Genomic DNA, 15,252 nt, shown 5'->3' on the forward strand with positions numbered 1-15,252 from the left:
TGAAGCGCGCGGTGCCTTTCTCTCGGTCCAGCGAGCACTATTAGGGTCCCAGGTTTTCGCGACTACCCATCCTGTCCTGTCGCGGGCTGCCTCTCCGGCTCTAAGCAGACGGCCTGATGGGTCGCCTCCGCGAGAGTCAGAGAACCACCATGGGACAACCGTCGACCGGCAAGCTGGCAGCAAACGTGGGCGAGATCGCCCGCGAGGCGCGGGTGCGCTCGGGGCTGACGCAGGCCGATGTGGCGGAGCGGGTGGGGCTGGCGACGGAGGTGTACGGGCGGTTGGAGCGCGGGCGGATGTTGCCCAGCGTGCCCTCGTTGCGGCGGTTGTGCATCGCGCTGCGGACGCCCTCGGACACCTTCCTGGGCCTCAACACCGGCGAGGTGGCCACCTGGGTGGCCGAGTCCTCTCCGCCCGAGTACGAGGAGGTGCCCGAGCTGCGCCGCCTCATGCGCACGCTGCGCAAGCTGGACGCCTCCCAGCTCAAGCTGATCGGCCTCGTTGCCGCGGCCCTGCAGAAACGTTAACCCTGGCGGGCAGGCGAGCCCCTTCGTGGCCGTCAGGGCTTGTCTTCCTCCTGGAGAGGCTGGCGTCATGGGCTCCTTCCCCTGCACGGGCGGGTGCACATGGCGAACGAGCAGCGGCGTCTGAACGTGGCGTGGAGTCCCCGTGCGGCCCTGGCGCTGCTGCTGGCGGCGCTGCTTCCCCTCGCCGCGGCCCGGGCGCAGCCGCCCACCACGACGCCCAGCCTGCGGAACCTCCCGGATGCGCCCCGGGCCAGCCCCGACGCGGGCGTGGTGCTGGTGCCCACCGAGGTGGACCTGCAGCGCGCCGACGGCGGCTACGCCCTCCAGGGCGCGGAGGGGGATGGGGGCACGCCGCCGGGCTTCGAGGCCCCCGCGCTGGTGGCGGACGCGCCCGCGCGCTACCCCGAGGCCCTCGCCGCCCAACCGGTGGCGGGCACCGTGCGGCTGGAGCTGCTGGTGGACGAGGAGGGCGCGGTGGCCGAGGTGCGGCTCCTCCAGGGCCTGCACCCGCTGCTGGACGAGGCCGCCCTGCACGCCGCGCCCGGCCTGCGTTTCTCCCCCGCGAAGGTGGACGGCGCGCCGGTGCCGGTCCGCCTCCACTTCGAATACCGCTTCGAGGCCCCCCAGGCGGTGGCCGGGGCCGAAAAGCCCCTGCCGCCCGTCACGCTGCGCGGGTTGATTCGCGCCAAGGGCAACCGCAAGCCGCTGGCGGGCGCGGTGCTGGTGTCGGACGCGGCGGGGGACGTGCCCGTGGAGACGGGGCCGGACGGCCGCTTCGAGGCGCGGCTGCCCCCGGGCACCCAGACGGTGCGCGTCAACGCCCCCGGCCACAAGCCCGGCGTCTTCCGCGAGGAGGTGCGCCAGGGCGAGGCGCTCGAGGTGGTGTACGGCCTGGAGCCGCTGGTGGTGAACCCCTACGAGACGGTGGTGCGCGGAGACCGCGAGCGCACCGAGGTGTCCCGCGTCACGCTGCACGACGCCGAGCTGCGCGAAATCCCCGGCACCATGGGAGACCCCTTCCGGGTGATGATGCTGATGCCCGGCGTGGGCAGCATGCTCTCGGGCATCTCCTACCCGGTGGTGCGCGGCAGCCAGCCGGCCGCCACCGGCTACTTCCTCGACGGCATCCGAGTCCCCATCCTCTTCCACCTCTTCCTCGGGCCGGCCGTCATCCACCCGGACTTCATCGACTCCATCGACTTCTTCCCGGGCAACCCGTCCCCCCAGTACGGACGGCTCACCGGAGGCGCGGTGGAGGGCAGGCTGACGCGCCCGCGCGATGACCGGCTCCACGGCAGCGCCTACGCGGACCTCATCAACGCGGGCCTCTTCCTCGAGTACCCCTTCCAGTCCACCGGCACCAACGTGTCGGTGGCGGGCCGCGTCTCGTACACGCCGTGGTTGATTGCCCTCGCGGCCAACGCCATGAAGCCGCCCGGCTCCAACGACTCGAAGCTGGTGCTGGACTTCTACGACTACCAGGCGCGCGTCGAGCAGTCGCTGGGGCAGGGCCGCTTGCGCCTGTTCGCCTTCGGCTCCTCGGACACCTTCGGCACCCAGGCGACGAGCGTCGAGGGCACCACCGCGCTGCAGTCCATCCTCTTCCACCGGGTGGACCTGCGCTACCGCCACCCGGTGGGCGGCGGCGAGCTGGAGGCGGGCTTCACCTGGGGCCTGGACCGCTTCGGCATCGGCAGTGACAACCAGACGTACGGCGGCACCACGCTCGACGTCGACCAGCGCAACCTCACCGCGCGCCTGGGCTACCAGCGCAAGTTCGGCGAGGCCTTCTCCCTGCGCAGCGGCCTGGACGTGGACAACAAGCGCGCGTCCGTCGCCATCCACCAGCGCACCCGCCTGCCCACGGGCGGCCCCCTCCAGGAGACGGACGTGGAGCTGCCGGCGGCGATCGCCACATTCAGCGGCCTGTGGGCGGAGCTGCAGTGGGAGGAGAAGGGCTCTCCGTGGACGGTGGTGCCCGGCCTGCGCGTGGACAACTACCACCTGGCCGGCGGCATCAACCATGTCGCCGTGGAGCCGCGCCTCACCGCGCGCCGAAGGTTCGGCGACCAGCTCACCCTCAAGGGCGGCGTGGGCCTCTACCACCAGCCGCCCACCACGCTCATCAGCCTGCCCATCATCGACATCGCGGCGCTGGATCAGGGGCTGCAGCAGGCGCTGCAGGTGTCGGCGGGCGTGGAGTACAAGGGCCTGTGGGGCTTCGACGTGAGCCTGGATGGGTACGTCAACCCGATGCTGCGCACGGTGGAGCTGACGCCCTTCGGCGACGAGGTGCCCCCCATCCAGACGCCGGACGTGCCCGATGGGGTGGGGGACCCGAGGGACCCCAGGCCGCCTTCGCCCGGGCCCGGTGGCCGGCGTGTGGTGCGGGGCATGGCGCAGGAGCAGGTGCCCTCCCTGCCCGGCATCGAGCTGCCGGACGTGAGCAGCCGGGGCCTGTCGTACGGGTTGGAGCTGCTCATCCGCCGCCCGCTGGGAGGCAACTGGTTCGGCTGGCTGTCCTACTCGTTGCAGCGCAGCACGCGCCGGGTGCGCTTCACCCGCTACAACGGCCAGAACGTGCCGGTAGGCCAGGACGAGGCGGACCTCCCCTACGTCTTCGACCAGACGCACGTGGCCAACCTGGTGCTCAGCTACAAGTTCGCCAACAACGTCACGCTGGGCGGGGTGCTGCACTTCAACACCGGCCGCCCCGAGTCCGGCAACCTCACCAGCCGCACGATGACGGAGGGCCGGGACGAGTTCGGCCAGCCGCGCTGGGTTCCGGTGGACCGGGACAAGGTGGACCGGCTGCCCCCCTTCTTCCGCTTCGACCTGCGCCTGTCCAAGGCCTGGGCCTACGACACCTTCACGCTCGAGGCCTACCTGGACATGCTCAACGTCACCATCAGCCAGGAAGTGGTGGCCTTCGACTACGCCGGGGGCGAGGGCCTGCCGCTGCAGAAGCGCCCCTCCGGCGTGCCCATCGTGCTGCCCATCCTCGGCCTCAAGGGCCGCTACTAGCACCCGACGCGCGGCCCTCTTGCGCTCCCATGCGTACCACCCCTGCGGGGCCGGGCAGGGCGTGGCTCCCCGAGCAGTTCCAGGCGCAAGAGGCCTGGGCTCGTGGCGGGTGGAGGCGTGGGAGGTGGCATCAGGTGTGGCGGAGCGGCCCGGCCCAAGACAGTTCCGGCGCACCGGAAGCTTCCAGCGGCGGCTTCGATTTCCGCCGCCTCCACTGTCCATTCGGTAGTCACAGAGGGCTCGAAGCTGGCTCCATCCTTGTTGCACGTATGTCGCACGCTGGAGCAAAGCGCCCTGGAGGGGGCACGCGCATAGCGACGCTCGAAGGGCTGACATCCCTCCGCTCCAAGTGTCCGCGAGCTCCCGTGATTGACGGGCATATCATGGCTCCCCTGTAATGAGCCCTGGTCAGGAGGCTCCATATGCCGCGCTCTGGGGTGGTGCTGCTGTTCGTGTTGCTCTCAGGGTGCAGCGCCTCAACGAGGGCCGTCGTCCGCTTGGACACGGGCCTGGGCGAACCCATTGTCCACACGCCTCGCCGCAACGTGGAGCCGGTGGCGGTGAGCGAAAAGGAGTTCAAGAAGGCCGTCGCGCAACATGCCCCCGCTGTGCCTTCAGTCGAGCGGCCCCTGGAGCATGCTCGGCGGGTGTTCGGAATTCCCGAGCGCGGCGGCTGGTACCGGTACGAAGGCGGGAGCCAACGCCTCATTGCCTCGGCGCCGGGGAACACCAGGGACCTGCGCCTGTTACCCGAGGACGAGGAGCTCAAGCGCTACTACCTGCTGTGGTGTGAGCACACGTGGGGGGGTGGAGATTGCCTGCGCCTGCTGGTGGACAAGCCCTTCCTGGATGGGGATGCCAGGTACGCGCTGGCCATGGCGATTGCTCACCGCAAGGTACTGGGGGCGATGAAGGAGGAACTGGCCAATCTGGTGAGCCCCCAGGCGGTGGTGGCCACAGTCGTGGGTGGCCTGACGATGTACGCCATCTTGCTCGCACTGCCCGAGCCGGTGAGCAAGGGCATCACCGCGCTGATGACGCTGGGAGCCATGGCCTACCTGGGCTGGGACACGGTGTGGCGCCTCATTGATGGGTGGCTGGTGCTTATGAAGGAAGTGGATGAGGCCACCACTTTCGAGGGCATCTACGCGTCCGGAGCGAAGTTTGGGAACACGATGGGGGAGAAGGCGGCACGAGCCTTCGTCATGCTGGGCACGGTGGCCCTGGGGAACACGGCTTCGGGGATGGCGGCGGCCCTGCCGAAGTTGACTGGGGCCGGGCAGGCCGCGGTGCTGGCCGAGACGCAGATGAACATCCGCTTCACGGCCCCAGCGCTTGCTCAGGTCAAGTCGGTCGCCATCACTGCCGAGGGCGTCACCATCGCCCTGGCCCCCAACGCAGTCGCCATGGCGGCTCGCGACAGTTCGAGCAGCAGCTCTGTAGGAAGATTCAGAGCAGGAACCTACGGTGAACTCAAGAACGCTGGCATCAAGGACTCTCACCATGTGATTCAAGATGCCGCCGTTCGAGAGCTGCCCGGATATGACAGTCGTGCAGCTCCAGCCGTTGAGCTGAAGGGTCCATCGACGCGCGTTGGCACTGCACACTATGAGGCGACTCAGGCTCAGCGTCAGGCCGGGGGAGGAACCTATGCTGACGAGCGCAGGATCGCCTATGAGGCCCTGCGACGCGCAGGGTTGTCTCCTGAGGAAGCACAAACGCTCATTGGCCGCGCCGATGACTACTTCAAATCGATCGGCGTCACGCCATCAACACCCACCAGAATCCCCGGCAATCGGTAGGAGGCCGCACTGTGGACGTGAAATTGATGGTTCAGGTTCGGCGCCTGATAGAGGATCTGGCGGCAGGACGGTATGCGGCGATCGCAGCGGATGGCCGAGCAGGGCGCCTGACCGAAGCGGAGTTGAGAACTGCTGTCGAGCAGTATGGGCGGACTCTTGTTCCCTTGCCAGCTGACGGTGAGAGGCTTGTAGATATTTATGAGCAGACGTCTCAGCCGGATGCGGTCACCCTTGATGTACCTCTGTGGACCCGGGAGGAAGGCCGTAGCGACCTGACACTTTCGGTGATGGCGATCAAACAGGGCGAAACCTACACTGTTGAAGTGGACGATCTGCACGTTCTTTAGAGCGCCCAACAAACGTCAGACCAGAATTGCGCGCCTGGTCATCCGATGGCGGAGCTGGGCGTGCCCCGGTTACGTGGCTCTCTGAGCCACAAAACCGGGGCAAGCCCATGCCTCAAGGTGCAGGGGGCAAGGCTCCTGAAAGAGCTGGGGCGATGAGATGCGTTGGGAGTGCCAGGCGGCGGGTTCGATTCCCGCCGCTTCCACGCAGAACAACCCGCCGCTTTGAGCCGCGTCCGCTCCTATGAGCTTGCCTATTTCAGGCGCACCTTCAAACGCTCCACCGCGGCATTCGGCCGCCCCATGAAGGTGTCGAGCAGGCGTTGCTCGACTCCCACCTCTTCCCAGACAGCCGAGCGCTCAAGTCCGATACACTCCTGGGGCTCCGCGCTTCTCTCATTGCCAACGGTGTCGAAGATCGTGCAGTCGCGGAAGTTCCCAATGTCCTGCATGAACTGGACGATCGGTTGAGAAAGCTGCTCCTCCAGCTCTCTCCACCCGATGTGCTCCCATGCCCTCTCCTCCAGATGGCGAACCATGATCTTGAAAAGGATAGGCTTGAAGGCAATCCGATCCAGATCGGAATCTGGAGTGTCGGTCCTGTACTCGTAATAGGCCTCATGCGGCAGTTTGAGCACCCTGCCGTAACCGAAAGAGCCGTCGGCAAGGGGGATTCTCAAGAACGAGCCCGGTTTGTAGATTCGCGGCATCGCTAGACAGCTCACTGCCTCGCGGTATGGAGCAGCGGCCCGACGAGCAGCCCCTGGGTGGGCTGGGGCTCGCCGAGGCTCCAGTCCTGAGCGGATCGGCTGTAGGGGTAGACGAGAAACACCGCGGAGGCGCGGGTCTCGACCTGGATGCCGAGGCCGGATTGGCCGCCCTCGGTCTCGAGCGTGGTGACGACGGCGAGCGCCCCCACGCCGGCCGAGGCGCGGCCCTGCGCGAGGTGCGCCACGGTGGCTTCGAGCAGCTCGTCCGAGGAGGCCTGGGGCCGCTGATCCCTGGGAAAGAACGTCCGGGGGTTGTCGCCAGCCGGATCGAGCGTCAGGCCGAAGGGGGACACGGAGCCCTGCCGGCGCAGCACGAGCAGGCCCATCTCCCGAGCGAGATACAGCGTCTTGGCGCGCAGCTCCTCGCCTCCCATGCGCGGAGCGTCACCGGGCGGCGTGGAGCCCTCGCGCGGGGCGGGGGGAGGGGCGGCCTCCGGGGAGGGCTTCTTGCAGGCGATGGGCGCGAGGGCCAGGCAAAGCAGGGCCACCGCCCGGCCCACCTGACGGGAGGCGGGCGTGGCGCGTGGAACCCACCGCTCCGGCCCGCGCGGGTTCAGCGAGCCTCTCGGAATGGGCGTGGTGGCGGGTGTCACGGCGGTACCCGGAAAGGCGGTCATGGGAGCATCGTAGCCTCGGCAGCGCCAGGTCATGGCCGACACCGGGAGGGTCATGGCATACTGCTCCACCGCACCGTCCTCCCGGGCCTCCCAGGCCCTTCCGGGTGGAGGTGAGGCGGGGGGGATGTCATGGCTTCATCCTGGGTTCCAGGGCCAGAGCTCGCGTGGCAGCTCCATGCGGAGTGTCCGGATCCGTGCGTCCTCTTCCAGGCCGTGCGGGATGCGGCCGGCGTGCTGCTCGACTTCCAGTGGACGGCCCTCAATCCGGCCGCCGAGGCGCTGGTGCGGGGCCTGGGCCTGGGCCCCTCCCTGTCCACGTGGGGCGATGGGCTGAAGGGCCTGCCGGAGCGCGGGGCCCTGGTCGGGCTGGTGGACACGGGGGCGCCGCTGTCCTTCGAGATGCGGGGCCGCCTGGAGGGCACGGAGCGCTGGTACCGGGCCCGGGCGCTGAAGCGCGGCGATGGGTTCTCGCTGTGGCTCTCCGACATCACCGACGTCTCCGCGGAGCGGCGCTCGCTGCGCGAGGAGCTGGAGAAGGAGCGGGCGGCGCGGGCCCGGGAGGAGCACCTGAGGCTGGCGCTGGAGACGGCGCGGATGGTGACGTGGGAGTGGTCGGAGGCGCGGCTCACCCTCGTCTGGTCCCCCAACGCGGAGGCCTTCTTCGGCCATCCGCCGGGAGGCCTGGGCGACACCATGGAGAGCTTCCTGGAGCAGGTGCTTCCCGGCGAGCGGACACGGGTGGCCGAGGCCTTCCTGCAGGGGCTGTGCGCGGAGGGCCCCTACACCTTCCAGTTCCGCGCGCAGTGGGAGGACGGCACCTGGCGCTGCTACGAGGTGGTGGGGCAGACGGTCCGCGAGGAGGGCCGGCCCACGCGGATGCTGGGCGTGGTGATGGACTGCACCGAGCGCGAGCGGGCGCAAGCCGCGCTGCGCGCGGCCGAGGAGCGCTACCGGCTGGTCTCCTGGGCCACCAATGACGTCGTCTGGGACTGGAACCCCTCCGGCGAGTCCATCCACTGGGGCGAGTCCTGCCGCACGGTGTTCGGCTACACGCCCGAGGAGATGGGCGGCATCTCCTGGTGGGAGCGGCAGCTCCACCCGGACGACCGGGAGCTGGTGCTGCGCAGCCTGGAGCACGTGCTGGGCTCGGGCGGGGAGTCGTGGCTGGCCGAGTACCGCTTCCGGCGCAAGGACGGCATGTACGTGCACGTGCTGGACCGGGGGCTGGTGACCCGGGACGCCCAGGGGCGCACGCTGCGGATGATCGGCTCGCTGATGGACATCACCGAGCGCAAGCGCGCGGTGGAGCGGATGCAGGAGGAGGCGCAGTTCCGCGAGCGCTTCATCGGCATCCTGGGGCATGACCTGCGCAACCCGCTCAACGCCATCATGCTGTCGGCGCGGCAGTTGCGGCGGCGCGGCGCGATGGCGCCGATGCAGCAGCAGCTCGCCCAGCGGATTGAAACGAGCGCGGCGCGCATGGGGAACATGATCTCCGACATCCTGGACCTGACGCGGGCGCGGCTGTCGGGAGGCATTCCCTTGCACCTGTCCCCCACGAGCCTGCCCGCGGTGTGCCGGCAGGTGGTGGAGGAGCTGACGGTGGCGCACCCGGGGCGCGAGATTCTCGTGCGGGCCGAGGGCGGGGGCGAGGGCATCTGGGACCCGGAGCGGCTGGCCCAGGTGGTGAGCAATCTGGTGGGCAACGCGCTGGAGCACGGTGAGCGCGAGGGACCCGTCATCGTGCACTGCCGGGACGAGGCCGAGCGGCAGGTGCTGGAGATCTCCAACACCGGCGAGCCCATTCCGAGCCATCAGCTGGCCACGCTGTTCGACCCCTTCCGTCAGGTGGGGGCCGGGCGGAGCGGGCGGGGCAGCGGACTGGGGCTGGGGCTGTTCATCGTGCGCGAGCTCGTCGAGGCCCACGGGGGCCGGGTGACGGTGCGCTCCACGGAGAACGAGGGAACGACGTTCACGGTGCTCCTGCCCCGGGACGCGCGGGTGGCGGCCCGGGGCGGCGCGCTCCCGGAGGAGGCGCACACCGGCTGAGACTCAGAGGTGGGCGCCGGCCGTCTCGGTGTGGCGCAGGGTGAAGAAGGCCACCTCGGGGTAGGTGCCCCGGCGCAGGTAGGGCCCGCCGAAGCCGAAGCCCAGGCCCATGTTCACGTAGAGCTGGTTGCCGCGCACGTGGTAGTGGCCCTGGATGTAGGGCTGGCCGGCGCGGCGGAAGATGGCCTCGGTGAGGCCGCGCACCACGAACTGGCCGCCGTGCGTGTGCCCGGAGAACTGCACCAGGTTGCCGTTGGGCGGCAGCTTGTCGATGGTGGGCGGCGCGTGCGTGAGCACCAGGCGCGTGCCCGCCTCGGGCGCGCCGCGGAACGTCGTCTCCACGTCGTCGCGGTGCGTGCGCCCATCGTCGATGCCCAGCACCGTCACCGGCGCCCCGCGCAGGTGCATCACCCGGTGCTCGTTCTGCAGCACCGTGTAGCCCAGGCGCTCGAAGCCCGAGCGCAGGTAGTGCGCGTCCACCCAGTGGTCATGGTTGCCGAGCACCACGAAGACGGGGCTGGAGAAGCCGGACAGCAGCTCGATGACGCGCGGCAGCGGCTTGGGGCTGTGCGTGACGTAGTCGCCCGTGAGGAAGACCAGGTCCGGGTTGCGCGCGTTCACCTCGGCCACCGCCCGGCGGATGCGCACCGCGGACGTCGCCTGGCCCACGTGGATGTCCGACAGGTGCGCAATGCGCAGCCCGTCGTGCTCCCGGTGCATGCCCGGCACGTGCAGCACGTTCTCCGACAGCGTGAAGTGATCCCTCCAGCGCAGCCGCGCCTCCGGCCGCAACGGGTCCGGCCCGATGGCCTTCAGCTCGTTCCGCTTCATGTGGTTCCGGTGCGACCCGGGAGCGGGGGCGGAGAGGGCCTCGGCGGTCTGGGGGGCGGAACGGCGGCGGGCGAGTCTCAAGGCCATGAGTTTCCTTCCGTCGGCGGGGGACGGCTCGAATTGTAGAGGACACCGGCCACGGACGACGAGGCCGGGCCTCGGATTCGCCTGCCCGGTCTCCAGCCGGTGTCAGCGGGCGGAAGGTAAAGGCCGAAGGAGACTCCAAAAATTCCGGGCCGCCGGAACCATGCCCGGCGGCCCGGTGTCGGAGGAAGCCTCAGTGGCCTCGGATGACCGTGAGGCCCTCGTTGGTGAGCACGTAGAGCATCGCCGGCTTCACCGTGGGGTCGTACATGAGCTGGCGCACCACCACGCCGTCCACGCCCTTCACGTGCGTCAGCCGCTGCCCCTCCAGCCGCCAGAGCCCGAAGCCCTCGGTGCCGATGAAGAGCGAGCCGTCATCCGTGGCCGCCAGCGAGGTCAGCCGGTCGGTGGGCAGTCCCGCCACCTTGGTGCCATGGGCCTCGGAGCGGCGCGCGATGGTCATCTCCCACAGCCCGTAGTCCTTGCTCGCCAGGAAGTAGCGCCCGTCGGGGGTCTGCTGGATGCCGCGCCAGTAGTCCTTCTCCGGCTCGGCGTTGAGCTCGGGGAGGTAGGAGTTGAGCTTCTCCGGGTTGAGCGCCTGGCTGGTGCTGTCCCAATCCGCCAGGTTCTCCGAGGGCGTCACCACGCCGATGCTCCAGTCGTTGCCGATGAGCACGTCCCCGTTGGGCGCGATGCCCAGCGCGTACGTGTAGCCGGCCATCTGCGACACGCCGCCCTCCGGCTTGGGCTTGAACCACACCGGGTGACGGTGGCTGTTGTAGACGGTGCCCTGGATGCGCGTCACGCCGTGGTTGGTGCCGATGTACACCTGACCGCGGTGCTTGCCGCGCATCACCTTCGTGCAGCTCAGCACCGAGCGATCCTCGTCGAAGTGGTGGTCGTTGGTGTTGCGGATGCCGATGTCCTGCGGCCCGTTGCTGCGCGCCGAGCGGCTCAGGTGCGTCTCCAGCGCCACGCTGCCATCCGGCTGCAGCCGCACCACGTCCAGGTCACCCTTCTGGTACTCCTGGTAGCGCACCGGATCGAAGCGCGTCGGGTCCGGGTCGTCGTAGCGGGGGAAGTTGCGCCCATCCGGGCTGTAGATGAAGGCGCTGTCCAGCTCGTAGGTGTAGTAGCCCACGTAGGCGCGGCCCGCGCTGCCGCCGCAGATGACGGTGGAGCCCATGGCCAGCTTGTCGGGCCCGAAGCCCGGCGCCGCCTGGCCCACGCCGCTCGTCCACCGCGGCGAGGTGTCCCCGGCCCGCAGCACGCCGATGCGGTCCCCGTTGAGCAGCCAGATGTTGTACGCCTCGTCCACCGCCACCGCCCGCACGTCACCGAGCCGGTAGCGGCTCGAGTAGTTCACCACGGGCTCGTCCGGCCAGGGGCCCGCCGTCAGCTCGGGCTCCGTGGGGAACGGGTCGGTGGGGCCCGGGTCCGTCGGGGTGACGGGGCCCGGGTCCGGGTCCACGGGGGGCTCGGTCACCGGAGGAGGTGGAGTGACCGGAGGCGGCCCCGAGACCGGCGGAGGCGGCTCCTCGGTGCGCGCCGGGTTCTCGTCCACTCCAGGGCTGCGCGGCTCCTCCGTCGTGCTGCCGCAGCCCCACGCCACCATCGCTCCCACTGCCCACGCTCCCAACAGTCTGCGCATGACCTTTCCCGCCTCCCCGGGCCTCGTCTCCAGACGAGTCTCGAAACACTCCGTGTAGAGCAAGCGCCGTACCCGCGAGGGTGGGGCGGCGGAGGGGAACACGTGGGCCGCGGGCGGTGCCACGGAGGGAAGCGGATTGCACCGCGTGCTCCCCCGCGGTGCTGGAGACGGGACGGGGAGGGGCCGAAAAGCACCGGGCCCGTTTCCCGGAGAGGGAAACGGGCCCGGCTGTGTTCAGGGTGGATGCCCGGGTGTTACCACCGGGGCCCAGACTGGGTATCCAGCGTGCCTCTACTTGGTGGTCTTCTTGGTGCCCTTGGGGCTCTTGGCGTTGATCTCCACCGCGACGGGCTGCTCGCCCTCGAGCTGGAACTTGGCGCGCACCTGGGCGCCCTCGGGGATGGCCTTCAGCTCCACCTTCTTGCCATCCAGCATCACCTTCGTCTGGTCACGCACGTCCAGGTCCGCGTCGGGCAGGCCCTGGCGCGCGAGGGTGATGCCGCCCATCGCCTCGCCCTTGAGGGTTCCATCGATGGAGAAGGCCTTGTCCGTCTTGAAGGTACCGTCCTTCGCCGTGTCGAGACCCACCGCGGCGCGCGCGTCGTCCACCTTGTCCTTGATGGCCGGAGCGACCTCGGTGGCGTCCATGCCCGTCTTGACGCGGGCCGGATCGTTGCGCTTCTGCTCCTCCTGCGCCTGGGTGTTCTGCTGGGTGGTGTCCGCCTGCGCCAGGGCAGCCGTGCTCAGCGTGAGGACCATTGCGGCGAGAAGCTTCTTCATGATGACCCCTCCGTGTCGTGTACCTGTGGGATACCTGCCGCGAAACGGTGGGGTCCCGAGGGGCTCGCGCCAACCGGGCGCTATTCCGGACGCGAGATGCCGTCCGGAGGGCAGGCGGGCGAGGAGGCGGTGGCTGGCGAGGCGGGGCGGGTGGCCCTAGCCGCAGCGGTCACAGATGCCGCGAAGCTGGATGTCCACCGAGCGAGCGGCCACCGACCTGGGCGCTCCCTTGGTCGACGTGAGCCGGACGGACTCCGAGGGCAGGCAGGCGACGGAGCCGCAGTCGGTGCACGTGAAGTGCGGGTGGGTCCCCTGGTGGGACTTCTCCTCGCGCTTGAGCTCGAAGCGCCAGACGTGGTCTCCGAGGTCCGCCCGCACCACCAGTCCGGCCTCGGTGAGGTCGGTGAGGTTGCGGTAGATGGTGACGCGGTCGTAGCCCTCTTCCCCCAGCGCCTCCACCAGGTCGGCGTGGCTCAGGGGAGAGGTGGCGGACTCCAATTCGCGCAACACGGCCACCCGGGGTGACGTGCTGCGCAACCCCGCGGCGCGCAAGCGGTCCTGGTACTCGGTGAGCTTGGGCTGGGGTGCGTTCTTCCTGGCAGCCATCTCCTTCCGCATAACTCAACTCCTGGAAAGTTGCATCTCACTTGCTACCCATCCGGTGGGACTCCGTGCATTTTTGGAGGCGGCCCGGTGCTTCCGGCGGGTGAGGGCACGGATGGCCGGTCGCTGGCGCCCCGCGGAGGCCCTCCCTGAAACCTGATTGTACATGCAGAACGGTTGCATTGGACCGGGAGTCTCAGGGGACCTGTCCTAAAAGTGCCGCATGGCCTAGCGTCCGGCTTGCGGGAAGGGCCTGGGGCGTCGGACGCTCCAGGGACTGGCCAGCCTGGAGGGCGGGACGTGCTACGGGTGCTCGTACTCGAGGACGATGCGGACTTGAGAGCCATCCTCTGCGAGCTGCTGTCGCTGTCGGGCGCGGAGGCGTGTGTGGGCGCCGGTTCCGTGGCGGAGCTGCAGCGCCAGCGCGTCGAGGCGCTCGGGTGCGGGCTGGCCCTGTTGGACATCAACCTCGGGGCGGGAGTGCCCAGCGGGCTGGATGCGTACCGCTGGTTGAAGGAGAATGGGTTTTCCGGGCGGACCGTCTTCCTCACGGGCCACGCCCGCTCCCATCCGTTGGTGCGCGAGGCCATGGAGCTGACCCACGTTCAGGTGCTCTCCAAGCCCATCGAGTCGAAGGTCCTCCTGGCGTTGGTGAGGGACGCTTCCCATGGGACCGGAACGGCCTAGGCCGCTGACGCTCGGGGTGGTGGAGGAGGAGCTGCTGGGCCGCGGCTGGCGTGGCGCCTTCTTCGGCAACCTCCTGGTCGTCCTGACGGAGGTGGCCTACGCCGTCATCGACTACCAGGTGTTCCACCGGCCCCTGCTGCCGGCCCTGCGCGTGCTGCACGTGCTCTGGGTGCTGGGGGGGTTGGGGGTGCTGCTCGCGCGCCGGCGCGGCCTCACCTCGAAGATGATCAACGCCTGCTTCGCGGGCGGGGTGCTGCCCTTCCTGCCCATCTTCGCCGTGGCCGAGTACGCCATGACCGGCGCGGGGCTCATCTGGGTGCCCATGACGGGCCACCGGCTGGTGATGCTGTCCATCGGGGTGCTCGCCCCCACGGGCCTGTGGCTGGGTGGGGGGTTGATCGCCGCCTTCGCGCTGGAGGCGGTGGTGCTCTGGTTCACGCTGGGGCTCGGGGCCCATCCGGGGGTGCGCTCCCCCTGGGAGCCCTGGGTCACCCTCATCTATGGCGGTGTGGCGCTGGCCATGCTGGCCTACCGGGTGCGCAGCCACGCCATCGAGGTGAAGCTGCGCGAGGCGCGCGCGGAGGCCGAGGCCCTGGAGCGGCTGGCCCGGCTCTTCATCGCGGTCCGCGACGCCACCAACACCCCCTTGCAGACGCTGGAGCTGTGCATCGCCGTGCTGCGTCAACGCAGCCCCGAGAACGAGCCCACCGTGGCCACCATGGAGCGGGCCCTGGCGCGGTTGCGTGCCCTCGCCCATCGGCTGGGCAGCGTGGACCCGTTGCTGGTGTGGCGCGAGGGCGACGAGTCCTTCGACGCCGAGGCCATGCTCCGCCACCTGGAGGAGGATCTCGCGCGGGAAGCTCGAGCGGCGGCGCCAATGAGCCTCTTGTCAACCCCGCGCCCCATCCCCACTTTGCAGCTTGCTACCTCCACGAAAGGACATGGGATGCCGGAGAAACAGACCCTCCAGCGCGCGCGTCAAGCGAAGCGCACGGGCAAGAAGCCCACGACGCAGGCCAGTGAGTTCGTGCGCGAGGAAATGCACCACATGAAGGAGGGCAAGCACGGGACCGAGTCCCGCCAGCAGGCCATCGCCATCGGCCTCTCCAAGGCGCGCCGGGCCGGTGTGGACCTGAAGCCCCCCGCCCCCGGCCAGGCCAGGCGCAAGACGCGCCAGAGCGCCCGGAGCGCGTACCGCCTCGGACAGGAGGAGGGGGAGCTGAGCGGGAACAAGACCGCGAGCAAGCGCACCACCGCGCGCAAGAGCACCACCGCGCGCAAGAGCACCGCCACGCGCAAGCGCACCACCGCCCGTGGCGCCAAGACGGGGGGCCGCACCGCCGCCGCGGGCCGCACCGGCCGTGCGAAGACGGCCGCGAAGAAGACGGCCTCGAAGACGGCTTCGCGCAAGGGCCGTTCCTCCTCGCGCACGAAGAAGTAGCCGCTTCCGCGGCGAGGGCCGCGGGCCGCTCCTTTCCCTGGA

13 protein-coding genes and 1 tRNA gene are annotated in these 15,252 nt (G+C 69.7%); 8 read left to right on the top strand and 6 right to left on the bottom strand.

Annotated features, from left to right (window positions below; genetic code table 11):
- The first annotated feature begins 149 nt into the window (after nucleotides 1-149).
- From ACN28I_RS33710 to ACN28I_RS33730, 5 genes are all read left to right on the top strand, one after another.
- A complete protein-coding gene (locus ACN28I_RS33710) occupies nucleotides 150-527 on the top strand; it encodes a helix-turn-helix domain-containing protein (protein ID WP_047860989.1) in 378 nt (125 codons plus the stop codon).
- Between the two features lie 99 nt (nucleotides 528-626).
- A complete protein-coding gene (locus ACN28I_RS33715) occupies nucleotides 627-3,551 on the top strand; it encodes a TonB family protein (protein ID WP_420946014.1) in 2,925 nt (974 codons plus the stop codon).
- Nucleotides 3,552-3,662: 111 nt separating this feature from the next.
- Nucleotides 3,663-3,765 (top strand) — tRNA-OTHER (locus ACN28I_RS33720).
- Nucleotides 3,766-4,048: 283 nt separating this feature from the next.
- A complete protein-coding gene (locus ACN28I_RS33725; RefSeq protein WP_420946015.1) occupies nucleotides 4,049-5,353 on the top strand; it encodes a hypothetical protein in 1,305 nt (434 codons plus the stop codon).
- An 11-nt stretch (nucleotides 5,354-5,364) separates the two neighbouring features.
- A complete protein-coding gene (locus ACN28I_RS33730) occupies nucleotides 5,365-5,700 on the top strand; it encodes a DUF7668 domain-containing protein (protein WP_420946016.1) in 336 nt (111 codons plus the stop codon).
- 251 nt (nucleotides 5,701-5,951) lie between these two features.
- On the opposite strand, the gene ACN28I_RS33735 is transcribed toward ACN28I_RS33730, so the two are convergent.
- The gene (locus ACN28I_RS33735; protein WP_420946017.1) at nucleotides 5,952-6,407 is read right to left on the bottom strand and encodes an Imm26 family immunity protein; all 456 of its coding nucleotides are present in this window, start codon (nucleotides 6,405-6,407) and stop codon (nucleotides 5,952-5,954) included.
- An 11-nt stretch (nucleotides 6,408-6,418) separates the two neighbouring features.
- Nucleotides 6,419-7,084 carry a hypothetical protein gene (locus ACN28I_RS33740; protein WP_420946018.1) on the bottom strand — a complete coding sequence of 222 codons (666 nt, stop codon included), beginning with the start codon at nucleotides 7,082-7,084 and terminating at the stop codon, nucleotides 6,419-6,421.
- Nucleotides 7,085-7,213: 129 nt separating this feature from the next.
- Between ACN28I_RS33740 and ACN28I_RS33745 the strand changes: the two genes are divergently transcribed.
- A complete protein-coding gene (locus ACN28I_RS33745; RefSeq protein ID WP_420946019.1) occupies nucleotides 7,214-9,133 on the top strand; it encodes a PAS domain-containing sensor histidine kinase in 1,920 nt (639 codons plus the stop codon).
- Nucleotides 9,134-9,136: 3 nt separating this feature from the next.
- Here ACN28I_RS33745 and ACN28I_RS33750 read toward each other — a convergent pair whose 3' ends face one another.
- The 4 genes from ACN28I_RS33750 to ACN28I_RS33765 form a co-directional block, all read right to left on the bottom strand.
- Complete coding sequence (locus ACN28I_RS33750; RefSeq protein ID WP_420946020.1) at nucleotides 9,137-10,051, bottom strand: metallophosphoesterase; 915 nt, start codon at nucleotides 10,049-10,051, stop codon at nucleotides 9,137-9,139.
- 190 nt (nucleotides 10,052-10,241) lie between these two features.
- Nucleotides 10,242-11,699: a hypothetical protein gene (locus ACN28I_RS33755; protein WP_420946021.1), complete on the bottom strand. Its 1,458-nt coding sequence runs from the start codon at nucleotides 11,697-11,699 to the stop codon at nucleotides 10,242-10,244.
- 291 nt (nucleotides 11,700-11,990) lie between these two features.
- Nucleotides 11,991-12,479: a hypothetical protein gene (locus tag ACN28I_RS33760; protein WP_420946022.1), complete on the bottom strand. Its 489-nt coding sequence runs from the start codon at nucleotides 12,477-12,479 to the stop codon at nucleotides 11,991-11,993.
- A 156-nt stretch (nucleotides 12,480-12,635) separates the two neighbouring features.
- Nucleotides 12,636-13,085, bottom strand: coding sequence for a Fur family transcriptional regulator (locus tag ACN28I_RS33765; protein ID WP_420948765.1), 450 nt, complete (start codon nucleotides 13,083-13,085; stop codon nucleotides 12,636-12,638).
- Between the two features lie 306 nt (nucleotides 13,086-13,391).
- On the opposite strand from ACN28I_RS33765, the gene ACN28I_RS33770 reads away from it, so the two are divergent.
- Together ACN28I_RS33770 and ACN28I_RS33775 are read left to right on the top strand one after the other, a co-directional pair.
- Nucleotides 13,392-13,769: a response regulator gene (locus ACN28I_RS33770; protein ID WP_420948766.1), complete on the top strand. Its 378-nt coding sequence runs from the start codon at nucleotides 13,392-13,394 to the stop codon at nucleotides 13,767-13,769.
- Nucleotides 13,750-15,210 carry a DUF6496 domain-containing protein gene (locus ACN28I_RS33775; RefSeq protein ID WP_420946023.1) on the top strand — a complete coding sequence of 487 codons (1,461 nt, stop codon included), beginning with the start codon at nucleotides 13,750-13,752 and terminating at the stop codon, nucleotides 15,208-15,210. Before ACN28I_RS33770 ends, ACN28I_RS33775 begins: the two co-directional genes overlap by 20 nt.
- The last annotated feature ends 42 nt before the right edge of the window (nucleotides 15,211-15,252 follow it).

Origin of the sequence: Archangium gephyra (assembly GCF_049060025.1) — a bacterium.
GTDB classification, from domain to species: Bacteria; Myxococcota; Myxococcia; order Myxococcales; family Myxococcaceae; genus Archangium; species Archangium gephyra_A.